We start from the raw sequence: 22,295 nt of genomic DNA, 5'->3' as shown, positions 1-22,295 counted from the left end.
AACAAACATCAATGTTATGACATCAACTAGTGATATCGATATCATAACGCACAAACATGAGAAGTATCAGCTACTTCTCTCCATAAGGATTAACCCTGTCTCTGCTTGTGCTTAGGGTTCTCACAAATAATCATGATTCTACCCTTTCTCTTAATGACTTTGCATTTTTCACAAATTGGTTTAACTGATGATCTAACCTTCACTGCAAAAGCCTCCTTTCAGACAAGTTCGTTGACTATTATAGCATAGTCATATTTTTAAATGCAAGTTAAAATTGCAATTTAAAACAAAAAAATTTGCACAAAAATATTATATATTTTTAGATGTTTTTTGAAATAATTACTTATCTCTCCAGATAATTCTTCCCTTAGTAAGGTCATATGGAGAAAGCTCTATTGTTACCTTATCGCCTGGAAGAATTCTGATAAAGTTCATTCTTAACTTTCCACTGATAGTTGCAAGTATCTGATGTCCATTCTCAAGTTCAACCTTAAAAAATGCATTAGGTAACTTCTCAACAACTTTTCCTTCGATTTCTATTACATCTGCCTTTGACATATTTGCCTCCTTATTATTAAATCTCTGTTTGCTTTACCGGTTATTATACTTCTTAATTGCAAGTTTAATATCTTCATTGGTCAGCTTAATATTACGACTTATCTTGTCTTTTATTGTATCGTCACATATTTTGATAAGCTGAATATGTTTTAACTTTTTCTTTTTAGGCTCATCAACCTGCCTGAGCCTGCCATCAGTTACATATACATATTCATTATCAACACCTGTAATAACATATGTTAATCCCTTATCGTGTCCTGCTAATGATGTAGCAAAATATCCTATATAATTATTCAAATCCTGCCCTCCATTATCAGTTATTCTACTAATGATAGTATTTCTGGTCCAGCTTTCGTTACAAGCACAGTATTCTCATAATGTGCTGATAATGAATGGTCAAATGTTGATGCTGTCCAGTTATCATCTAACCATCTGACTTTATAATCGCCTGCTGATACCATAGGTTCAATCGCAAGTGTCATCCCCTCATAAAGCCTGATACCTCTTCTGTCCTGTCTGAAATTAGGTATCTCTGGTTCTTCGTGAAGTTCTGTTCCTATTCCGTGACCTACAAGATCTCTGATAACTCCATATCCAAACGACTCATTATATTGTGCAATTGCATTGGAGATTTCATATAAGTGGCATCCTTCTTTGGCATATTTAATACCCTCGAAGAAACTTTGTCTTGTCACTTCTATCAATTTAGCCGCTTCATCGCTTATCTTTCCAATACCGTAAGTTCTTGCGGCATCAGAATGATAACCCTTGTGTATCACTCCTGCATCAAGGCTTACTATGTCACCTTCTTTTAGTACACGCTTCTTTGATGGAATTCCGTGTACTATCTCGTCATTAACTGATACACATATTGCGGCTGGATACCCCTGATATCCCTTAAATGAAGGAATACATCCGTAGCTTTTTATCATTTCCTCACCAATCTTATTAATATGATAAGTTGTAACACCCGGTTTACATTCCTTTTCAAGTTCATTAAGGACTGTACCAAGTATCTTACCAGCTTCTCTCATTAATTCGATTTCGCGTTGTGATTTAACTGTTACAGACATATTCAGCCTACTTTCCTAAAACATCAACAATTGCATTAAATACATTTTCCATTGACTGTGTACCATCAACCTCAGCTAATACACCTTTCTTTGAATAGTAATCAATCAATGGCTGTGTCTGCTCATGATATACAGATAATCTGTTCTTAACTGTTTCTGGCTTATCATCATCTCTTAATATAAGCTTTTCACCACAAGCATCACATATGCCTTCAACCTTAGTAGGATTGAACTCGATATGGTATGTTGCACCACAACCAACGCAAGCTCTTCTTCCTGACATTCTATTGATAATATTTTCGTCTGGAACTTCTACGTTAATAGCGTAGTCTACTGTTTCATTATTAGCAGCAAGTGCCTTATCAAGTGCTTCTGCCTGAGGTATTGTTCTTGGGAAACCATCTAATACATATCCATTAGCACAGTCAGCTTCCTTAAATCTATCCATTATAAGGTCTACAACTAATTCGTCTGGTACAAGCTCACCCTTGTCCATATATGTCTTAGCTTTCTTGCCAAGTTCTGTATTATTCTTGATATTTGCTCTGAAAATATCTCCTGTTGAAATATGAGGAATTGAGTATTTTTCAGCTATTTTCTTTGCCTGTGTTCCCTTACCAGCTCCAGGAGCTCCTAACATAATAATCTTCATATGTTTACCTCATTTCTTTTTTATATACAAAGGACTCGCCCAACATTACTGTCAGGCAAGTCATCTAATACTTATAAGCTATTCGCTTAAGAATCCTTTATAATAACGATTAACCATCTGCGATTCAATCTGCTTTAATGTTTCAAGTACAACACCAACGATGATGATTACTGATGTTCCACCAAATGAAACGCTTGCATTAAAGAACCCTGTACACATAATAGGTATTAATGCGATGATGAGTAATCCAACTGCACCTACGAATACGATGTAGTTTAATATATTATTAAGATAATCACTAGTAGACTTACCAGGTGTTATACCAGGGATAACTCCACCAGCTTTCTTTAAGTTATCAGCTACTTCAATTGGATTAAATGTAATTGATGTATAGAAGTATGCAAATATTATAAGCAATACAATATACAATATTAACCCGATAGAATACTTAGGTGCTGATATTCTGCACCAGTATGAAGAGCTTAAATATCTGGTCCATTCGTATGACTTTCCAAATAACTGTGCAATAATTACAGGGAACTGCATAAGTGATGATGCGAAAATAACAGGCATTACACCTGCAGTATTAACCTTTAAAGGTATATTAGTTGACTGTCCGCCAAATGTCTTTCTGCCACTAACCTTCTGTGAATACTGAACAGGAATTCTTCTCTCTCCATCCTGTAAGAAGCATACTAAAACTACCATTACAACAAGAATTGCAATAATAATTGCAGCTGCTAATACACCCTTTGCAATAGTTCTAGGTGCAACAAATGTGCTATACAATGTAGCAAAATCACTTGGCATACCAGAAATAATGTTAATTAAAAGTACAATTGATATACCATTACCAACACCATTTTCAGTAATTCTTTCACCAAGCCACATAAGCATTGCAGAACCTGCTGTAAGTGCTGCAACAACTACGATTATGCTTACAATATAATGTAATGTACTAAAGCCCTGATATCCCTTGATAAGTCCAGATCTACCAAAACCTACAGCCATAGCTATACTCTCTATAAGAGCAAGAGCAATTGTTACATATCTTGTAATTGCTGCAATCTTCTTTCTACCATCTTCACCTTCTTTTTGCATTTCCTCTAACTTAGGAATTGCAATAGCAAGAAGCTGCATAATAATAGATGAAGTAATATATGGCGTTATGCTTAACGCAAAGAGGGACATTCTTTCGAATGAACCTCCTGTAAATGCGCTAAGATAGCTCAAATCACCAGTATTAATTCCACTAAGTAAGCTACTGAAATACTCTGTATCTACTCCTGGAATAGGAAGCAAACTTCCTACTCTAACAATAACAAGAATCATAAGAGTATATAAAATCTTTTTTCTTATGTCTTTGTTCTTAAAAGCGCCTACAAGTGTCTTTAACATATTAGATCACCTCGCAAGAACCACCAAGAGCTTCGATCTTTTCCTTTGCAGAAGCACTGAAAGCGTTAGCCTTAACGTTGAGTTTCTTTGTGAGTTCACCGTTAGCAAGAATCTTGATACCATCCTTAGGATTCTTAACGATACCTGATTCAATTAATGTATCAACTGTAACTTCTGCACCATTATCAAATCTTTCTAATGTGCTGATGTTAATAGCAACAAATTCCTTACGGTTTCTGTTAGTGAAACCTCTCTTAGGAATTCTTCTATATAATGGCATCTGGCCACCTTCGAAACCTGGTCTTGGTGCTCCTGAACGAGCTTTCTGTCCCTTATGACCCTTACCAGCAGTCTTGCCGTTACCTGAGCCATGTCCACGACCTCTTCTGAAATTATCACTCATTACTGAGCCCTCTGCTGGGCTTAAATTAGATAAATCCATCTTTGCACCTCCTTATCCGATTTATTAATTAAATTTCTTCTACCTTTAACATATAACCAATCTGCTGAATCTGTCCTCTTGTTGCAGCATTGTCTGGAAGTTCTACTGTCTTATGCATCTTTGTAAGACCCATAGCTTCAACAGTTCTTCTATGCTTTGGAACAGCACTGATTGGAGACTTAACTAAAGTTATTCTTAACTTCTTATCAGCCATTTTAACCTCCATCTGTCAATAACGACTATATCAATGTTTATTTGTTAATTAGCCAAGGATCTCGCTAACAGACTTTCCACGAAGTCTTGCAACTTCTTCTGGAGTCTTCATAGACTTAAGACCTTCTATTGTTGCTAATACAGCATTCTGCTTGTTATTAGAACCAAGTGACTTTGTACGGATATTCTTAATACCTGCAAGCTCAAGTACTGAACGAGCTGGACCACCTGCGATGATACCAGTACCTTCTGGAGCCTTCTTAAGAAGAACTGTTGCTCCTCCGAACTTTCCGATGAAGTCATGTGGAACTGATGAATTCTCGTCCATAGGAACTTCTACTAAATGCTTAATGGCATCTTCTTTTCCCTTACGGATAGCTTCAGGAACTTCAGCTGCCTTACCAACACCAGCGCCAACATGTCCGTTGCCGTCACCAACAACAACTAAAGCTGCAAAACGCATGTTACGTCCGCCCTTTACAACCTTTGTTACACGCTTGATTGATACTACATTATCTCTTAATTCTAAATTGCTAGCATCAATTATTGTACGTTTCATACTGTTTGTTTCTCCCTTCCGCTTAGAATTCAAGGCCAGCTTCTCTTGCTGCCTCTGCTAATGCCTTTACTTTACCTTCATATACAAATCCGCCTCTATCATAAACGACAGTTGTAATACCTTTTTCTAATGCCTTCTTAGCAACTACTGTACCAACTACTGTAGCAGCTTCAACGTTATTAGTCTTTTCAAGTTCTGCCTTTACGTCCTTATCAAGTGTTGAAGCAGAAACAAGTGTCTTACCAACTGTGTCGTCAATAATCTGAGCGTACATATGATTATTGCTTCTAAATACAGCTAAACGTGGTCTTTCTGCTGTACCGCTGAAACGATTACGTAATTTTCTATGTTTATTTTCACGAACTACTGTTCTTGACTTCTTACTAACCATTTTGTATTCACTCCTTTAATTATTTCTTACCAGTCTTACCAACCTTACGTCTAATAACTTCATCAGAGTACTTGATACCCTTGCCCTTATATGGCTCTGGAGCTCTCTTAGCTCTGATTTCAGCTGCGTACTGGCCAACTTTTTCTTTACTAATACCTTTTACGATGATAACGTTAGTACCATCAACAGTTGTTTCGATTCCTTCTGGATCTTCCATTTCAACTGGATGAGAGTAACCTAAAGCTAATACAAGCTTCTTACCCTGCTTCTGAGCTCTGTAACCAACACCGTTGATTTCAAGCTTCTTCTCATATCCTTCTGTAACACCGATTACCATATTATGAATTAATGTTCTTGTTAATCCGTGTAATGACTTCATCTTCTTTAAGTCGTTAGGTCTAGAAACAACGATTTCTGAACCTTCCATCTTAATGTCCATCTCAGCAGGTAAAACTCTTTCAAGTGTACCCTTAGGACCCTTTACAGTCACTTTGTTATTTTCTGCGATCTCAACAGTAACACCTGCTGGGACAGCGATAGGCATTCTTCCTATACGTGACATGCCGTGCACCTCCTAATTTTGATTAAGAAAACACTTTAAAAATAGGAACGTGTTTTCTTTGTGAGTGAGTATCTATTATAAATTACCAAACGAAGCAGAGAACTTCTCCACCAACGCCCAGCTTTCTAGCTTCCTTATCTGTTACAACACCTTTGTTTGTTGAGATAATTGCAACACCAAGACCACCGAGAACTCTTGGAAGTTCATCCTTGCTAGCATAAACTCTAAGACCTGGCTTAGAAATTCTCTGGAGACCTGAGATAATCTTTTCATTCTTATCAGCACCGTACTTTAATGTAACACGGATGTCGTTGAAATTACCATTCTCAACAAGCTCATAAGACTTGATATAACCTTCATCTAAAAGAATCTTAGCTATAGAAAGCTTCATCTTTGAAGATGGGATATCAACTGTGTCGTGCTTTGCTGTGTTTGCATTACGAATTCTTGTAAGCATATCTGCAATTGGATCTGTCATTTTAAATGTTCCTCCTTAAATAATTCACTGGTTTCCCTTACCGGGACTACGTCAATTGTTCATGCATATATAGCATACGGCAGTACGCCGTATAACTATGTTAATGCATATATATCAAGGTAATAGTGGCAAACCACTGTTGATTAATTACATATTGTAATTATCAATTCATCTTACCAAGATGCCTTCTTAACTCCTGGGATCTGACCCTTGTAAGCTAATTCACGGAAGCAAATTCTGCAGATTCCGTACTTTCTTAAAACAGAATGTGGACGACCACATATTGTACAACGTGTATAAGCTCTTGTAGAGAACTTAGGTGCTCTCTGCTGCTTAACCTTCATTGAAGTCTTAGCCATTAAAATTTACCTCCTATAATTAATTCTTGAAAGGCATGTTGAACATTCTAAGTAATTCACGTGCCTCTTCATCTGTATGAGCTGTTGTTGCAATAATAACATCCATACCTCTTACTTTGTCAATCTTATCGTATTCGATTTCTGGGAAGATAATCTGCTCTTTGATACCTAAAGCATAGTTACCTCTTCCATCAAATGATTCAGCGCTTACGCCTCTGAAGTCACGAACTCTTGGTAATGCAAGATTAACAAGTCTGTCAAGGAATTCGTACATCTTCTCACCACGAAGTGTAACCTTGCATCCGATTGCCTGACCTTCTCTTAACTTGAAGTTAGCAATTGAATTCTTAGCTCTTGTAAGAACTACCTTCTGACCTGAAATAGTCTCGAGTTCTTTAACTGCTGCATCGAGAAGCTTTGAATTTTCTTTAGCTTCACCAACACCCATATTTATTACGATCTTGTCGATCTTTGGAACCATCATTGGGTTCTTGTAACCGAACTTATCTGTCATTTTTTTAGTGATTTCGTTTTCGTATAAATCTCTAAGTCTACTCAAAATTATTGCCTCCTTCCTTTATTAATCGATAACTTCGCCAGTTGCCTTAGCAACACGAACTTTCTTACCATCCTTGAAGTCATAACCAATCTTAGATGTCTTATCACCCTTAACTACATAAGCGATGTTAGAGATATCGATTGGTGCTTCCTGGTGGAGAATTCCACCCTGCTGATTAGCTGCACTTGGCTTAGCATGCTTTGTTACCATGTTAACGCCCTCAACTAATGCTGTATGGTTCTTAGCATTTACAGACATAACCTTGCCTGTCTTGCCCTTGTCTTTACCTGCGATTACCTTAACAGTATCACCTTTTTTAATTCTTACAGCTGACATTGTGGTACCTCCTATAATACTTCTGGAGCAAGAGAAACGATCTTCATAAACTTCTTTTCTCTTAACTCTCTAGCTACTGGTCCAAAGATACGAGTTCCCTTAGGAGTCTGATCATCCTTGATGATTACAGCAGCATTTTCATCAAATTTAATGTATGAGCCATCTTTACGACGTGCGCCCTTTACAGAACGAACAACAACGGCCTTAACAACATCGCCCTTTTTAACAACGCCGCCTGGTGTTGCTTCTTTAACAGTAGCGACAATCACATCACCGATATTTGCATATCTTCTTGTAGATCCACCCATAACTCTGATGCAAAGAATTTCTTTAGCACCTGTGTTATCGGCAACCTTAAGTCTGGTTTCCTGTTGTACCATAATACTACCCCTTTCAGTAATATCAATTCTAATTCTAAATTGTTAAAATTATTTAGCTCTGCTGATAATTTCAACTAATCTCCATCTCTTATCCTTAGATAAAGGTCTAGTTTCCATTACCTTAACAACGTCACCGATTAAACATTCGTTGTTCTCATCGTGAGCCTTTAACTTGTATGTTCTCTTTACAATCTTGTTGTAAAGTGGATGCTTAACGTTATCTTCTACAGCAACAACGATTGTCTTATCCATCTTATTGCTGATAACTTTACCTGTACGAGTTTTTCTTAAATTTCTCTCTTCCACAGTTATTCTCCTTTCTTAGGAAATACTTACACATTTATAAATGTAATTTAAGCATTCTTCTGAGCAATTACAGTCTGAATTCTAGCAATGTTCTTTCTAACTTCTTTAATTCTGCTAGTGTTATCTAACTGATTTGTTGCGTTCTGGAATCTTAAATTGAAAAGTTCCTTCTTAGCAGCTACTAATTCTTCATTCAATTCTGCAGCTGATTTTGCCTTTAAATCTTCTACATACTTATTAATTTTCACTGTTATCACCGCCTTCTAAGTCTGCACGTGAAACGATCTTGCACTTGCAAGGAAGTTTATGAGTTGCAAGACGTAATGCTTCTCTTGCTGTTTCTTCAGGTACACCTGAAATCTCGAACATAACACGTCCAGGTTTAACTACTGCTACCCAGCACTCTAAGTTACCTTTACCTTTACCCATACGAACACCGATAGGCTTACCTGTTACCGGCTTATCTGGGAAAATCTTTATAAATACTTTACCGCCACGCTTAATGTATCTTGTCATAGCTACACGGGCTGCTTCTATCTGGTTTGACTTGATCCAGCATGGTTCTGTTGCAACGATACCATATTCACCATTAGTGATTCTGTTACCTCTTGTTGCCTTACCTGCCATAGAACCACGGAACTGTCTACGATGTTTAACTCTCTTAGGTAGTAACATTACTTATCGCTCCCTTCCTTGTTAGTCTTTGTTGGAAGTACCTCACCTTCATAGATCCATACCTTAACACCAACTTTACCATAAGTTGTGTTAGCTTCTGCAAATCCGTAATCGATATCTGCACGAAGTGTCTGAAGAGGAATTGTACCTTCGCTATAGAACTCTGTACGAGCCATATCAGCACCGCCGAGACGACCTGAACAAGATGTCTTAATACCCTTAGCACCCTGCTTCATTGTTCTTCCCATGCAAGACTTCATAGCTCTTCTGAAAGAGATACGATTCTCTAACTGCTGTGCGATGTTCTCAGCCACTAACTGAGCATCCTTATCTGGTCTCTTAACTTCTTTAATATCAATGCTAAGTCTCTTAGCACTTGTAAGCTTTTCAACCTGCTTCTTGAGTGCTTCTATTTCAGCACCACCCTTACCAATAACAACACCTGGCTTAGCTGTGTGAATGATAATCTTTAATCTATCTGAAGCTCTTTCTGTTTCAATCTTTGAAATTCCTGCAGCATATAACTTATTCTTAAGGAATTTTCTAATGTTATAATCTTCTACAAGGTTATCTGCAAAAGTTTCTTCTGCATACCACTTAGAGTCCCAGTCTTTGATAACGCCGACTCTTAAACCATGAGGATTAACTTTCTGTCCCATAAAATCTCCTTTCTATTCTTTAGGAAATGCAATTATCTTTCATTTAATATTACAGTGATATGGCTCATTCTCTTTTCGATTCTATAAGCTCTACCCTGTGCTCTTGGATGGACTCTCTTCATTGTTGGTCCCTTGTTAGCGTAGCATTCTTCTACATATAACTTGCTTGGGTCCATACCGTTATTGTTCTCTGCATTAGCAGCAGCTGACTTTAATAACTTCTCTATAAGTGATGAAGCATATCTTGGGTTGTACATAACGATACCAAGTGCTTCTTCAAGGCTCTTGCCTCTAATAGCATCTAATACGAAACAAGCCTTCTGAACAGATACTCTTGCGTAAGATAACTTTGCGCTTGGTCTTGTGTCCTTAACAGCGTTTCTTTCACGTTTAATCTGGGATCTATGTCCTTTAGCCATCGATTAAACCTCCTTTCAAATAATACAAATTATCTACTCTTCTTTTCGTCTTTGCCGTGTCCTCTGTAAGTTCTTGTAGCAACGAACTCACCGAGCTTATGACCAACCATATCCTCTGTAACATATACAGGAACATGCTTTCTTCCGTCATGAACTGCAATTGTATGGCCTACGAATGAAGGGAAAATTGTTGAACGACGTGACCATGTCTTAATAACCTGCTTGTCGTTTGATGCGTTTAATGCATCTACCTTCTTAAGTAAGCTTTCGTCCGCGAATGGTCCTTTTTTAAGTGAACGAGCCATAGGTTGAAACCTCCTTATAATCTATCAAATCTTAGTTAAATGTTAATTAAAATGTACTATTAATTACTTAATAGCCTTTCCATCTCTTCTTCTTACGATAAGCTTGTTAGAAGCTTTTTTCTTCTTACGAGTCTTAAGACCCATAGCAGGCTTACCCCAAGGTGTCATTGGGCTTGGACGACCAACTGGTGCTCTACCTTCACCACCACCGTGTGGATGGTCGTTAGGGTTCATAACAGAACCACGAACTGTAGGTCTGATACCCATATGTCTCTTACGTCCAGCCTTACCAAGATTAATAAGGTTGTGATCTCCATTACCTACAACACCGATTGTTGCGCGGCAGATAATTGGTACCATTCTCATTTCGCCAGAAGGAAGTCTTAATGTTGCATACTTGCCTTCCTTAGCCATTAACTGAGCTGAGTTACCAGCAGAACGAACAAGCTGTCCACCCTTACCTGGATATAACTCAATGTTGTGTACCTGTGTACCTACAGGAATCTCTGTAAGTGGTAAGCAGTTACCAACTCTTACTTCAGCACCAGCACCATTCTGTACTGTCATGCCATCTGTTAATCCCTGTGGAGCAAGGATATATGATTTCTCACCATCTGCGTAGCAGATAAGTGCGATATTAGCTGTTCTGTTAGGATCGTACTCGATACCGATAACCTTTGCAGGAACGCCTTCTTTATTTCTCTTGAAATCTATTAATCTATATTTCTGTCTGTTTCCACCACCATGATGTCTAACAGTGATCTTACCCTGGTTGTTACGGCCAGCAGTCTTACTCTTCTTAGCGAGTAATGATTTCTCAGGAGTTGTCTTTGTGATTTCTGAGAAATCTGATCCAGTCATGTTTCTTCTGGAAGGTGTATATGGGTTATAAGTTCTAATTCCCATTATATTCTCTCCTTTCGAGCTTGTGTAATATTGTTTTCTACACTATTAAATGTTGCTAAATCTTAAAGTCCTTCAAAGATTTCGATATCTTTGCTATCAGCTGTTAACTGAACAATTGCCTTCTTAGTCTTAGCAGTTGTACCAACTGTTCTTCCTCTTCTCTTCTTCTTGCCAACGCTGTTCATTGTGTTAACGCTGGCAACCTTTGTTCCTTCGAACATCTTTTCAACAGCTTCTTTAATCATAGTCTTGTTAGCATCTGTATGAACTAAGAATGTATACTTCTTGTCTGCCATATCAGCCATAGACTTTTCTGTTATAACTGGTTTGAGGATTACATCATAATACTGTACGTTTGCCATTATGCATACACCTCCTCTAATTTCTCTACAGCGGCCTTAGTAACAACTAATGTTGTGTACTTAAGTACGTCATATGTGTTGATTTCGTTAGTAGCTGTAACCTTAACTGAAGGAATGTTTCTTCCTGAAAGAACTACGTTCTTGTTCTCTCCTTCAAGAACTACTAATGCGTTTTCAACCTTTAAGTTGTTCATAACTTCTACGAACTTCTTTGTCTTGATTTCATCTAACTTGAACTCATCAAGTACAACGATCTTGCTTTCTGCAACCTTTGAAGATAATGCAGAGAGAAGAGCGATTCTCTTTTCCTTCTTATTCATCTTGAATGAATAATCTCTTGGCTTTGGTGCAAATACGATACCGCCGCCTGTCCACTGTGGAGCTCTTGTAGAACCCTGTCTTGCATGACCAGTTCCCTTCTGTCTCCAAGGTTTTCTTCCGCCACCAGAAACTTCTGAACGTGTCTTAGCGCTCTGTGTTCCCTGACGATTATTTGCAAGCTGGTTAACTACTGCCATGTGTACAAGATGTTCATTAACTTCAACACCAAATACTGCATCGTTTAATTCGATTGAGCCAACTTCCTTGCCTTCAATATTGTAAACAGATACGTTTGCCATCTGTGTGGTCCTCCTTCCTTAGTAAAAACTACTTGCTAGCCTTTACTGTTTCTTTCAGTGTTACTAATGATTTCTTAGGTCCAGGTACAGCACCCTTAACTAAGATTACGTTGTTTTCAACATCAACTCTTACTACTTCAAGATTCTGGATTGTGATTCTCTTAGAACCCATATGTCCAGGCATTCCTTTTCCCTTGAATACTCTACCAGGTGTTGTTGCTGATCCGTTTGAACCCTGATGTCTGTGGAACTTAGAACCATGAGCCATAGGTCCTCTTGACTGGCCTAATCTCTTGATTGCGCCCTGGAAACCTTTACCCTTTGAAATAGCAGTTGCATCTACCTTATCGCCTGCTGCGAAGATATCAGCTTTGATTTCATCCTTTACTGAGTATTCTGAAGCATTTTCAAACTTGAATTCTCTTAAGAATCTCTTGTAAGGAACCTCTGCCTTATCAAAATGTCCTTTAACAGGCTTGTTTACTAACTTTTCTCTAATGTCAGCAAAACCAACCTGAACTGCATCGTAACCGTCGTTCTCTACTGTCTTAACTTGTGTTACAACACAAGGACCAGCCTGAAGAACAGTTACAGGTGTTAAAACACCGTCTTCATTGAAGATTTGAGTCATTCCGACTTTTGTAGCTAAAATTGCCTTCTTCATTGATATTCCTCCTGTTTAATCTACAGCGGACAAGATGATTATGCCGTTTCCGGCGTAATCATCTGGAAGCAAAATCCTAGCGGATTTTCTTCCGACTTTAGTCCGGAAGTTTCTATATTATATTGTAATAATATTTTATACGTCATAAGCGCATCCTGTCATCCTAGAACAGCTAATATAAGTGGAACCCGCACCACTGTGCTACACTTTCGTGTATCGTTACTTCTATATTAAACCCTTAGGATTATTGCTCTTAAATAATAATGAAAAATTGTGTAATGATTAGTTCATTACCTTAAGGTTGATGAATACACCAGCTGGCATTTCTAATTTAGATAATGCATCTACAGTCTTCTGAGATGGTGATAATACATCGATGAGTCTCTTATGAGTTCTCTGTTCAAACTGTTCTCTTGAATCCTTATACTTGTGAACAGCTCTAAGTATTGTAACTACTTCCTTCTTTGTTGGAAGAGGTACTGGACCACTCACATTTGCTCCTGTCTTCTTAGCAGTTTCGATGATTTTCTTAGCTGACTGATCGATTAACTGATGATCATAAGCTTTCAGTGTAATTCTTATTACCTGATTTGCCATAAAAAAAGTCGCCTCCTTCGCACTTTATTGTTTAAGCACGACAAGCGGTGACTGTACACACTCCCACGCGTATCGAGAAACCGCTATTGGTATATCCCGATTAACCAACGTGTCATTTCTGGATCTTGCAGATGATATTAGGTACAGTGACTTGTCGCCAGATTCTTCGCCGGACTTACCGGCCTTGACATTCGCTCCACGGAAAACCTACCCTCACGGATAGCAACCTCACGCTTCTACGCTATCAATGTCACAGCAAGTATTAATATACACTACCCCTACTATAAAATCAACCAGAAAAACATTATTTTATTGTTTTTTTTTTAGTACAATCATGTAATATTTTTCTGGTTTAATTATTATCCATTTTAGTTGTTATTTATCCACAATATGCTTTATTTAATGAATATTTATAAACATTTCTGCTTTATTTACACACACCTTTTACTGGTTTGCAATCCTTTCCGCAAGGTCATTAAGATATACCCATCTGTCCATCTTTTCGTCAAGCTGTTTTTCTTTTTCAGCCTTCTCCTTTGATAAGTCATTAAGCTTTCCGTAATCAGTTGCACACTTAGACATCTCTGCATCTATTCTTTCTATATCTTTTTCCAACGCCGCTATGTCATCATCAATAGTTTCGTACTCTTTCTGTTCCTTATAAGTAAACTTAAGACGTTCGCTTCTTGACTTATTATATTCCTTGCTTGTAAGTGTCTTACTGCCAGATACAGCCTTCTGCACACTATCCGTATCGCCACCTGATACTCTTCCTGCTGCCGTGCCTCCTGCTGTTACATCTACACCTGCCACTACACTATTACTGCCTAATGATAAATTACTTTTTGAAACTCCATTTTCTGACGCATTATATATAGAAGAAACACATTTTTCTTTATAGTCTGAATAACCTCCTTCATACTGTGTAAGGTGGCCTCCAGCCTCAAATGCAAATATTCTATCAACCGTCCTGTCAAGAAAATATCTATCGTGAGAAACAGTAATTACAATCCCTGCAAACCCATCAAGATAATCCTCTAATACTTCAAGCGTTTCAATATCCAGGTCATTGGTTGGCTCATCAAGTATGAGTACATTAGGTGCGCTCATAAGCACACTCAAAAGATACAGTCTTCTCTTTTCTCCTCCAGACAGCTTTCTTATTGGTGTCCACTGCTGCTTAGGCGGGAACAGGAACTTCTCACACATCTGGCTTGCTGTTGCTTTTCCATCAACCGTCTGCACATACTCGCCTATGCTTCTTACGAACTCAAGCACTGTCTGATTCTCATCAAGATGCTCATTCTCCTGCATAAAATAGCCTATATGAACTGTATCGCCTATCTCAACACTTCCACTGTCAGGCTGTATCTGTCCTGTTATTATCTTCATAAGTGTAGACTTGCCACAGCCATTGCTTCCAATTATGCCTATTCGGTCATCCCTTAAGAAAATGTATGTAAAATCATTAATGTATGTGTGTCCATTATAAGCTTTAGTTATATTGTTAAGTTCTATTGTCTTTCTTCCAAGACGTCTGCTTACAGAGCTCATATCCATAAGGCTTTTGTCAAACTTAGCTCTTGCCTGTCTTGAAGCTTCTTTCATATCTTCAAAACGATCTATTCTTGCCTGCTGCTTGGTTGAACGTGCCTGACAGCCTCTCCTTATCCACTCAAGTTCTCTTCTTAATGTGTTCTGTCTTTTAGCCTCTGTAGCTCTTTCCATCTGTTCTCTTTCAGTCTTTAATTCAAGGAATCCTGAATAATTAGAGTCATAACTGTAAAGATCTGCGTGGTCTATCTCAACTATCTTGTTAGTTACATTGTCAAGGAAATACCTGTCGTGCGTTACCATAAGAAGTTCACCCTTAAATGCCTTGATATACCGCTCAAGCCACACAACCATATCATTATCCAGATGATTAGTCGGCTCATCAAGTATAAGTACCTCTGTAGGTTCAACTAACACTTTCGCCAATGCAACCCTCTTTTTCTGTCCACCAGATAGCTTGTCCATAGGAGCATCATATACATCTATGCCCAGCTTATTAAGTATTTCCTTCGCCTTTGGCTCATTCGATGAATCTTTGCCACGAAGCACATATGAAAGTACATTTTCATCTTTAATATAATCTGGTGACTGTGCAAGATATGTAACAGTAACTTTTCTTCCTTTTATAATATTACCCTCATCAGGTTCTTCAATGCCGGCAATTATTTTAAGCAGTGTAGACTTTCCAGTTCCATTAACTCCTATAATTCCGATCTTGTCACCCTTATTAATCCCAAGTGTGACATTGTCAAGAAGCACTTTCTCACCAAATGCTTTGCTCACTTTTTCAACATTTAATATATTCACAATTAAAACCTTCCCTTATATATAATGATATATGACAGTTTAATCATCAAGCTTATAGAATTCCTTCATCTTAGCAGCAAGCTCCGGCTTTTCTTTCTCCAGCCTGCTTATATGTTCCTTTCTATGCTGTATCATATGAGCATACGCTTCTGGATTGTTCTCTTTAAATCTCTGTAACACTTCTTTTCTATGTTCCCTTAAATGCTTTAACGCATCCGGATTTAACTTCGCAATCTTAGCCTCAAGCCTTAATCTTCTCTGTTCAATATGCTCCTCTAACTCTTCTGCATTGCTGTTCTGTGCAAGCTCAGATAAGTGCATTTCAACTCTCTCAAGAAGTTCATCTTCATCAAATAAGCCAATTCTACCCCATGCATTCTTGCTTTCCGCCTTATCAAGAACATTTTCTGCAAGCTCAGATGACCCCCCATCAATACTACTTGTAATGTCATCTGTAACCTGTACAGCATATTTATCAAGCCATTCTGCGGCGTCCTTGCCAAATGCCCACTCTATCTCTGCAAGCCTTTCGTTATCCTCAATAAAATCCTCGTGTACAGCAACCTGCTCAGGACTGCCAACAAGCGGATAAGGCCTGTCAACACCGGCATCTCTTAAAGCAAGCGATATTGTTCTTCTTGTGACACCTTCCTCAACAAGACAGCCAGCACCCAACTGCCTTAACTGGTCATTTACATGGTCAACGTGCTCAGTTATATAAAAGTGTATTCCTTTGCCCTTTAATATTTTATTAAATGATACAAGCCTGTCTGCTGCTGTTATATCTATGCTTCCTATACCGCTCGCATCAACTATTATAATTTTTGTATCATCATTTATGGCATTTTCTATATCCTGCAAAAATGTAGACACATTTGCAAAGAAAAGATTACCACTAAATCTATATAATAACGTGTGTTCTATCTGCAAAGCGTTCTTGTTACGGTTAAGATTATAGAAGCCCTCGTGTCCTGGTATACAGCCTAGAAATGATCTTGGAGGAACAACTGCCCTTATTATTACCGCTATAAATGAAAGAATAACACCTATAATAACGCCATATATAGTTCCAAATAATAATACGCCAAACATAGCCGCAAGAAATATAAAGAACTCCGCCCTGTTGACTTTTCTAAGTTTATCAGCAAGCTTATATTCAACTATTCCGATAAGTGCAGCAACGACAATTCCTGTAAGAATAGGCACAGGAAGATATTCAAGCACAGGTGTCGCAAAAAGCACGACAACAAGCATTGTAATTGAAGCTGTAACTGACATAAGCTGTGATTTACAGCCAAACTGGTCAGCTATACCTGTTCTTGATACGCTTCCGTTAAGAGGGCAGCTTCCTGATACCGAAGAAGCTATATTGGCTAAAGAATAAGCAAGCACCTCTCTGTTATTATCAACCTTATATCCATATCTGTTGGCATAGTTATTAGTGGCAAGCAGTGTCTGTGCCATAATAACAAGTGCACAGGTAAGTCCAAGTATAATTATATCTGATGTATCTGTCTTTAATAATGTAAAATCGGGTACCATAAGCTTCGGAAATCCCGAATCAACGTGAGGCAGAAGCTTAACCCCTAATCTGTCAATGTGTATAAATGCTGTTGCCATTGCACCAAGCACCATAAGCACAACCGACATTGGAAACCTCGGAATATATTTCTTTGCAACAAGTATAATTACAACTGTTCCAAATCCAAGAACTGCCGATAACACATTAAAATATTGAAGCTGTCCCCATATGTGGATACCCAGTTCAATAAGTTCTCCTGTACCTGCTGAACCACCAAACAGCTTTGGAACCTGCATAAGTATTATTGTAATACCAATTCCACTTATAAAACCTCCCATAACCGGCGTTGATATGTAATTAACTATTCGTCCTGCTTTAATAAGACTGAATATCAAGAGCCATATTGCAACAACAAATGTAATGACCGGCACAAGCTTCATCGCTTCCTCAGAGCCTGAAGTAACGCCAAGTGCCGATAACGTACCACCTACAAGCACCGCCGGCGTTGCATCTACACCAAATACGAACTGTGGTGATGTTGTTGTAAAAGCATATATAAGCACTGGTATAAGCGAACCATACAGTCCATATGCCGCTGGAAGCCCTGCTATCTGGGCATACCCCATAGATATTGGTATTGACACTAACGCCACAATAATTCCTGCTATAATATCATTCTTTGCTGTTTTAAAAGATATATTTTTCAAATGTGCATTTTCCTTTCCTTATATATATTATGCAATTATCAATAGTTACTTTTAACACTAATACCATATAACAATTTATATTTTTTGTCTGTTATATGTTACAGTAAAATGGTATATTTTTCAAGTTACGCAATATATGCACAACTATACATTTAACATATTACATACCGCCGCACATTAATTATATCCTAATCACTGTATTAAATGATTATTATACACTACCATACGTTAATTATATCCTAATCGCTGTACTTTTTGATTGCCCCAACCATACAATCTGTTATATACTTAATATATATGCTTAAACAAGAAAGGACTTAATTACAATATGTTTGTTGCAGATAATTGGAAAGATTATGAAGTTATAGATACATCCTGTGGAGAAAAGCTTGAACGCTGGGGCGATTACATTCTTGTCCGCCCAGACCCACAGGTTATATGGGACACTCCTAAGAACGACAACAGATGGAAACATATGAATGGACATTATCACAGAAGCTCTAAGGGAGGCGGCGAATGGGAATTCTTCGACCTGCCACAAAGCTGGACAATAAAATACGAAAGTCCTTCTGTTGATGTTCCTCTTACATTTAACTTAAAGCCATTCAGCTTTAAGCACACAGGAATATTCCCTGAGCAGGCAGCCAACTGGGACTGGTTCTCTGAAATTATAAAGAAAGCTAAAGATAATGAACCTGACAGACAGATAAAGGTTCTTAACTTGTTTGCCTACACTGGTGGTGCTACTCTTGCCTGTGCAGCCGCTGGTGCTCATGTTACACACGTTGATGCCTCTAAGGGAATAATTGCGTGGGCTAAAGAAAATGCCACATCATCAGGACTTATTGACAAGCCTATCCGCTGGATAGTCGATGACTGTGTTAAATTTGTTGAAAGAGAAATAAGACGTGGCAATCACTACGATGCTATTATTATGGACCCTCCATCATATGGCAGAGGTCCTAAGGGCGAGATATGGAAAATAGAAGAAGCTATACACCCACTTGTTAAGCTGTGTGCAAAGCTTCTTTCTGACAAGCCATTATTCTTCCTTATCAACTCCTACACAACAGGACTTCAGCCAGCAGTTCTTACTTATATGTTAAGCACAGAACTTAAAGATTTTGACGGCTACTGTAGTTCTAATGAAGTCGGACTTCCTGTATCCGCTAACGGACTTGTGCTTCCTTGTGGAGCTTCTGGAAGATGGTGCGGTTCTGAATATTAATTACCAATTAAAATGCTGCCATTTTATGTGGCAGCATTTTATACTATATTTTATTATATTATTTTTCTTGTATTATTTTTTATATATTATTCTTTATGCTCTTTTCCTTCATAATCAGTTCTTCCATAAGTCTGCTATAATCCTCCGCGCCAACCGGAAGCTTAACCTGGATACCATTACATGCTGAATAATAAGCTCCTGCACACAACATCAGGGAATTGATTCCTTCATCTCCTTTCGCCACAAGATATGTATCATTATGTTCTAAGGAAGCTCTGGCAAATCTTTCAAGCAGCTCTATATATGGCTCTGGTGCCTTTGGAAACTCAATTGTTTCTTTCACATATTGCATATTTTCCCTTGAATTAACCATCTCCGTTTTTATATACTCTTCTACATCCTGATGTCTTGTTATAGTAAGTGTATTATCTTCAAGCAACAGCTTTGCTTTTGTTCCTATTATTTCCAGTCTTTCTTCATGACACGCTTCTCCTGTTGTCAGTACAAATGAAGCCGTCATGCCATTATCATAATCCATAATAATAGTATCTTCATCATCTACTGCAAAATCATTATATTTGCCAAATGGTATAAGTGCAAACATTCTCTGCGGCATACCAAAAAGATACTGGAACATATCAAGAATATGCTGTCCCTGGTTAATAAGTGCGCCGCCGCCTTCACCTGTAAAACTACTTCTCCATGCGCCAGAATGATGATAATATGATGTTCTTAAATATCTTGAATTAATAAGATTCACCCTTCTTAGTTCTCCCAGCTCACCTGCATCAATCATACTCTTAATCTTCATATACTTAGGATATAATCTCTGATGAAACACCATACCATATATTCTTCCACTCTTTTTAGCTGCTTCATTCATAGTAAGTGCTTCTCCTATATCTGATGCTGCCGGCTTATCGCACAAGACATCCTTTCCTAGCGAAAATGCCTGTACCGCAAGCTTAGCATGCGTTTTATGAGGAGTTGCTATAATTACTGCATCAAATAATGTATCTACATCTTCTGCTTTAAACATATCATCTGCACTTCTGAATATTTTCACATATTCACCATCAGTATTTACAAGAGTCTCTCCCCATTCCATAAGTTCATCTCTTCGTATAACTACTGCTGTTAGTTTTATATTGGATACCTCACCTGATACTATCATCTGTACATATTTTTTTCCCATATTTCCAACACCTATAAGAGCTGCTCTTAATATTTTATCTGACATAATATGTAATATTCCTTTCTGCTTGTTTAACAAATATTTTCTGAATTCACAATATATTATTAAGATATTTATTTATTTTTAGCTATACATATCTTTTCAATACAGCTACTTACCTTATTACTTGTCCTTACTGCTTCATCAAGCAATATTGACGCATACGCATCTGCAAATGCATCTTCCATGCTATATGGTGATTCTGCCTCACCTCTGCTATACTTTGCTGTTCCTATCATAAGACCTGCTATTGCAGTTTCATCTTCTGACAAACCACGCATCCCTAATTCCGGTTCATACAATACATTTTCACCACACATTATTTTCTCTATTTCACGAACGATAGACAAGTTAGGATTAGTATCTTTGGTGTGCGTTGCATTCACATCTGTCACAATCTTTTGATACTGTCCTTCATTATTTTCATCAAGATAATACAGCTCATTGTTAATAAGTTCCCCTCTGACCCCCTGCACCTTTATCATATTCTTTCTGATAGGTGAGCGATACTGCTCAGAGTCAAAATCATACCATGCAACCTTTCCGCTATCAAACTCAAATACTGCTACACATCTTTTTTTAGGAGCTATTCTGCCATCTGTAAATTTGTCATATCTCGTAAGTGTCTGAGTTGTCGGAAATTCATATATTTTACCTGACACCGTGTAGTTTTCATCAGGTTTTATACCAAGATATGCTCTTATAAGACTGAAACCGTGATATTCGTGTGCAATGGATATATTCAGACAACTGATATCGCCAAGTACACCACTATTAACAAGATTAATCCGTGCTTTATTATATGGATATTCCCTGTATTGTTCAGCAACAACCTGTTTCTTATCTGTTTTATCATCAGACATATGATATCTGTATAACTTTTTAAGCGAATCCATATCCAATGCTGCTGGTGTCTCAGATAGAACAGTTATTCCTCTATCCATCCATTCTATTGAAACATCACAGATACTTGTTTTATTCACTGCTACAACAGCAAAATCCGGTTTATAACCTACACACTCTTCTATAGAGGTTGTAGTGTGTATACTGAATTCTTCTGCCATCTTATCTGCTTTTTCCTGTGTCCTGCAATACATCGCATCAAGACGTAATATATCCGGCATTGCTTTTGCTATTCTGACATAATAAAGTGAACGCCAGCCTGAGCCTATTATTATAAAATGATACTTACCCATATAAGCTTCATACCTCCTGAAAATAAATAATATCAATTAATTTACAAAACATTTTCTCTTTTCAGTTTTCTACAAACATCTATAATAATACTATGATCCTGTTCATGATTAAAACCAGAGCATGTTATTGTACCTATTACTGTCTGGCAATTCTCAAGTCTTATTGGAAACGCGCCCCCTACCTGTGCATACTCTGATGGTTCTAAAGCCCATTTTTCTTTAATATTCATACCGCAATCCTCAAGCATATAGTGTGCCCATAATGAACTATGTCCAGTATGCATCGCCGTCTTTTTCTTACGCTCAATCATAATATCATTACTTACAGCATTACCATCACTGGAATAATGAAACAATCTTCTTCCGGCTATTGCAATATCTATACATATTTTATTGTCACGTTTTTTCGCTTCTTCTATAAGTGCCATCCCAATTGCAAGTGCTGTTTCTGATGAAAACTCTCTGAATTTCAATTCTTTCTCTTCAGCTTCACATTGTTTCATAAGTTCTTTAGCAGTCATACCTTTTTACCCCTTTAATCTATTATTCTATTTTGTATTTTATCTACCAACTC

At 37.7% G+C, this 22,295-nt stretch carries 33 protein-coding genes; 1 reads left to right on the top strand and 32 read right to left on the bottom strand.

Annotation, left to right across the window (positions count from 1 at the left end):
* Positions 1 to 89: 89 nt before the first annotated feature.
* The 29 genes from rpmJ to WMO42_RS09535 all read right to left on the bottom strand — a co-directional run bounded on the left by rpmJ (position 90) and on the right by WMO42_RS09535 (position 18,063).
* Positions 90 to 203, bottom strand: coding sequence for a 50S ribosomal protein L36 (rpmJ, locus tag WMO42_RS09675; RefSeq protein ID WP_082421663.1), 114 nt, complete (start codon positions 201 to 203; stop codon positions 90 to 92).
* 136 nt (positions 204 to 339) lie between these two features.
* Complete coding sequence (gene infA, locus WMO42_RS09670; RefSeq protein WP_012738595.1) at positions 340 to 558, bottom strand: translation initiation factor IF-1; 219 nt, start codon at positions 556 to 558, stop codon at positions 340 to 342.
* 33 nt (positions 559 to 591) lie between these two features.
* A complete protein-coding gene (locus WMO42_RS09665) occupies positions 592 to 855 on the bottom strand; it encodes a KOW domain-containing RNA-binding protein (protein ID WP_022501125.1) in 264 nt (87 codons plus the stop codon).
* 20 nt (positions 856 to 875) lie between these two features.
* Positions 876 to 1,631 (bottom strand): type I methionyl aminopeptidase, encoded by a 756-nt coding sequence (gene map, locus WMO42_RS09660; RefSeq protein WP_055177153.1) that lies wholly within the window; start codon positions 1,629 to 1,631, stop codon positions 876 to 878.
* A 7-nt stretch (positions 1,632 to 1,638) separates the two neighbouring features.
* The gene (locus tag WMO42_RS09655) at positions 1,639 to 2,283 is read right to left on the bottom strand and encodes an adenylate kinase (protein WP_022501127.1); all 645 of its coding nucleotides are present in this window, start codon (positions 2,281 to 2,283) and stop codon (positions 1,639 to 1,641) included.
* A 78-nt stretch (positions 2,284 to 2,361) separates the two neighbouring features.
* Entirely contained in the window at positions 2,362 to 3,681 is a 1,320-nt protein-coding gene (gene secY / locus WMO42_RS09650; protein ID WP_022501128.1) for a preprotein translocase subunit SecY, read from the bottom strand.
* Position 3,682: 1 nt separating this feature from the next.
* Entirely contained in the window at positions 3,683 to 4,123 is a 441-nt protein-coding gene (rplO, locus tag WMO42_RS09645; RefSeq protein ID WP_022501129.1) for a 50S ribosomal protein L15, read from the bottom strand.
* A 28-nt stretch (positions 4,124 to 4,151) separates the two neighbouring features.
* Entirely contained in the window at positions 4,152 to 4,337 is a 186-nt protein-coding gene (gene rpmD / locus WMO42_RS09640) for a 50S ribosomal protein L30 (protein WP_022204428.1), read from the bottom strand.
* 48 nt (positions 4,338 to 4,385) lie between these two features.
* The gene (rpsE, locus tag WMO42_RS09635) at positions 4,386 to 4,895 is read right to left on the bottom strand and encodes a 30S ribosomal protein S5 (protein ID WP_022501130.1); all 510 of its coding nucleotides are present in this window, start codon (positions 4,893 to 4,895) and stop codon (positions 4,386 to 4,388) included.
* Positions 4,896 to 4,917: 22 nt separating this feature from the next.
* The gene (gene rplR / locus WMO42_RS09630; RefSeq protein ID WP_022204430.1) at positions 4,918 to 5,286 is read right to left on the bottom strand and encodes a 50S ribosomal protein L18; all 369 of its coding nucleotides are present in this window, start codon (positions 5,284 to 5,286) and stop codon (positions 4,918 to 4,920) included.
* Between the two features lie 19 nt (positions 5,287 to 5,305).
* On the bottom strand, positions 5,306 to 5,848 hold the full coding sequence (gene rplF / locus WMO42_RS09625; protein ID WP_022501131.1) for a 50S ribosomal protein L6: 543 nt from the start codon (positions 5,846 to 5,848) through the stop codon (positions 5,306 to 5,308).
* Positions 5,849 to 5,930: 82 nt separating this feature from the next.
* Positions 5,931 to 6,326 carry a 30S ribosomal protein S8 gene (gene rpsH, locus WMO42_RS09620; protein WP_022204432.1) on the bottom strand — a complete coding sequence of 132 codons (396 nt, stop codon included), beginning with the start codon at positions 6,324 to 6,326 and terminating at the stop codon, positions 5,931 to 5,933.
* A 173-nt stretch (positions 6,327 to 6,499) separates the two neighbouring features.
* Complete coding sequence (locus WMO42_RS09615) at positions 6,500 to 6,685, bottom strand: type Z 30S ribosomal protein S14 (protein ID WP_012738585.1); 186 nt, start codon at positions 6,683 to 6,685, stop codon at positions 6,500 to 6,502.
* A gap of 19 nt (positions 6,686 to 6,704) precedes the next feature.
* Positions 6,705 to 7,244, bottom strand: coding sequence for a 50S ribosomal protein L5 (gene rplE / locus WMO42_RS09610; protein WP_022204433.1), 540 nt, complete (start codon positions 7,242 to 7,244; stop codon positions 6,705 to 6,707).
* 21 nt (positions 7,245 to 7,265) lie between these two features.
* On the bottom strand, positions 7,266 to 7,580 hold the full coding sequence (gene rplX, locus WMO42_RS09605; RefSeq protein ID WP_022204434.1) for a 50S ribosomal protein L24: 315 nt from the start codon (positions 7,578 to 7,580) through the stop codon (positions 7,266 to 7,268).
* Between the two features lie 11 nt (positions 7,581 to 7,591).
* The gene (rplN, locus tag WMO42_RS09600; RefSeq protein WP_022501132.1) at positions 7,592 to 7,960 is read right to left on the bottom strand and encodes a 50S ribosomal protein L14; all 369 of its coding nucleotides are present in this window, start codon (positions 7,958 to 7,960) and stop codon (positions 7,592 to 7,594) included.
* A 48-nt stretch (positions 7,961 to 8,008) separates the two neighbouring features.
* Complete coding sequence (rpsQ, locus tag WMO42_RS09595) at positions 8,009 to 8,266, bottom strand: 30S ribosomal protein S17 (RefSeq protein WP_022501133.1); 258 nt, start codon at positions 8,264 to 8,266, stop codon at positions 8,009 to 8,011.
* 47 nt (positions 8,267 to 8,313) lie between these two features.
* A complete protein-coding gene (gene rpmC / locus WMO42_RS09590; protein WP_012738580.1) occupies positions 8,314 to 8,514 on the bottom strand; it encodes a 50S ribosomal protein L29 in 201 nt (66 codons plus the stop codon).
* Entirely contained in the window at positions 8,504 to 8,941 is a 438-nt protein-coding gene (rplP, locus tag WMO42_RS09585) for a 50S ribosomal protein L16 (RefSeq protein WP_055177147.1), read from the bottom strand. Before rplP ends, rpmC begins: the two co-directional genes overlap by 11 nt.
* On the bottom strand, positions 8,941 to 9,600 hold the full coding sequence (gene rpsC / locus WMO42_RS09580) for a 30S ribosomal protein S3 (protein WP_055177144.1): 660 nt from the start codon (positions 9,598 to 9,600) through the stop codon (positions 8,941 to 8,943). Before rpsC ends, rplP begins: the two co-directional genes overlap by 1 nt.
* A 32-nt stretch (positions 9,601 to 9,632) precedes the next feature.
* On the bottom strand, positions 9,633 to 10,019 hold the full coding sequence (gene rplV, locus WMO42_RS09575) for a 50S ribosomal protein L22 (protein ID WP_055177141.1): 387 nt from the start codon (positions 10,017 to 10,019) through the stop codon (positions 9,633 to 9,635).
* Positions 10,020 to 10,048: 29 nt separating this feature from the next.
* Positions 10,049 to 10,324 carry a 30S ribosomal protein S19 gene (rpsS, locus tag WMO42_RS09570; RefSeq protein WP_055177138.1) on the bottom strand — a complete coding sequence of 92 codons (276 nt, stop codon included), beginning with the start codon at positions 10,322 to 10,324 and terminating at the stop codon, positions 10,049 to 10,051.
* 63 nt (positions 10,325 to 10,387) lie between these two features.
* The gene (rplB, locus tag WMO42_RS09565) at positions 10,388 to 11,230 is read right to left on the bottom strand and encodes a 50S ribosomal protein L2 (RefSeq protein ID WP_055177134.1); all 843 of its coding nucleotides are present in this window, start codon (positions 11,228 to 11,230) and stop codon (positions 10,388 to 10,390) included.
* A 62-nt stretch (positions 11,231 to 11,292) separates the two neighbouring features.
* Complete coding sequence (rplW, locus tag WMO42_RS09560) at positions 11,293 to 11,592, bottom strand: 50S ribosomal protein L23 (RefSeq protein WP_055177131.1); 300 nt, start codon at positions 11,590 to 11,592, stop codon at positions 11,293 to 11,295.
* Entirely contained in the window at positions 11,592 to 12,212 is a 621-nt protein-coding gene (rplD, locus tag WMO42_RS09555; protein WP_055306849.1) for a 50S ribosomal protein L4, read from the bottom strand. Before rplD ends, rplW begins: the two co-directional genes overlap by 1 nt.
* A 28-nt stretch (positions 12,213 to 12,240) precedes the next feature.
* Positions 12,241 to 12,876 carry a 50S ribosomal protein L3 gene (rplC, locus tag WMO42_RS09550; protein ID WP_055177126.1) on the bottom strand — a complete coding sequence of 212 codons (636 nt, stop codon included), beginning with the start codon at positions 12,874 to 12,876 and terminating at the stop codon, positions 12,241 to 12,243.
* 282 nt (positions 12,877 to 13,158) lie between these two features.
* Entirely contained in the window at positions 13,159 to 13,473 is a 315-nt protein-coding gene (rpsJ, locus tag WMO42_RS09545) for a 30S ribosomal protein S10 (RefSeq protein WP_022203557.1), read from the bottom strand.
* Positions 13,474 to 13,917: 444 nt separating this feature from the next.
* Positions 13,918 to 15,834, bottom strand: a complete 1,917-nt coding sequence (locus tag WMO42_RS09540) for an ABC-F family ATP-binding cassette domain-containing protein (RefSeq protein WP_349192161.1) — start codon at positions 15,832 to 15,834, stop codon at positions 13,918 to 13,920.
* Between the two features lie 39 nt (positions 15,835 to 15,873).
* Complete coding sequence (locus WMO42_RS09535; RefSeq protein WP_349192159.1) at positions 15,874 to 18,063, bottom strand: SulP family inorganic anion transporter; 2,190 nt, start codon at positions 18,061 to 18,063, stop codon at positions 15,874 to 15,876.
* Positions 18,064 to 18,391: 328 nt separating this feature from the next.
* Between WMO42_RS09535 and WMO42_RS09530 the strand changes: the two genes are divergently transcribed.
* Positions 18,392 to 19,291, top strand: a complete 900-nt coding sequence (locus WMO42_RS09530; protein ID WP_055177116.1) for a class I SAM-dependent methyltransferase — start codon at positions 18,392 to 18,394, stop codon at positions 19,289 to 19,291.
* Positions 19,292 to 19,370: 79 nt separating this feature from the next.
* Here the strand turns inward: WMO42_RS09530 and WMO42_RS09525 are convergent, their stop codons facing one another.
* From WMO42_RS09525 to WMO42_RS09515, 3 genes are all read right to left on the bottom strand, one after another.
* A complete protein-coding gene (locus WMO42_RS09525) occupies positions 19,371 to 20,531 on the bottom strand; it encodes a Gfo/Idh/MocA family oxidoreductase (RefSeq protein ID WP_349172168.1) in 1,161 nt (386 codons plus the stop codon).
* Between the two features lie 68 nt (positions 20,532 to 20,599).
* Entirely contained in the window at positions 20,600 to 21,721 is a 1,122-nt protein-coding gene (locus WMO42_RS09520) for a Gfo/Idh/MocA family oxidoreductase (RefSeq protein ID WP_349192156.1), read from the bottom strand.
* Positions 21,722 to 21,762: 41 nt separating this feature from the next.
* On the bottom strand, positions 21,763 to 22,242 hold the full coding sequence (locus WMO42_RS09515; protein WP_022501269.1) for a heme-binding protein: 480 nt from the start codon (positions 22,240 to 22,242) through the stop codon (positions 21,763 to 21,765).
* Positions 22,243 to 22,295: the final 53 nt, after the last annotated feature.

The sequence above is a fragment of the Lachnospira sp. CLA-JM-H23 genome (assembly GCF_040096425.1).
Classification (GTDB): Bacteria; Bacillota; Clostridia; order Lachnospirales; family Lachnospiraceae; genus Lachnospira; species Lachnospira rogosae.
The sequence above is the reverse complement of the archived record's forward strand: the minus strand, read 5'-3'. Positions and strand labels throughout refer to the sequence as shown.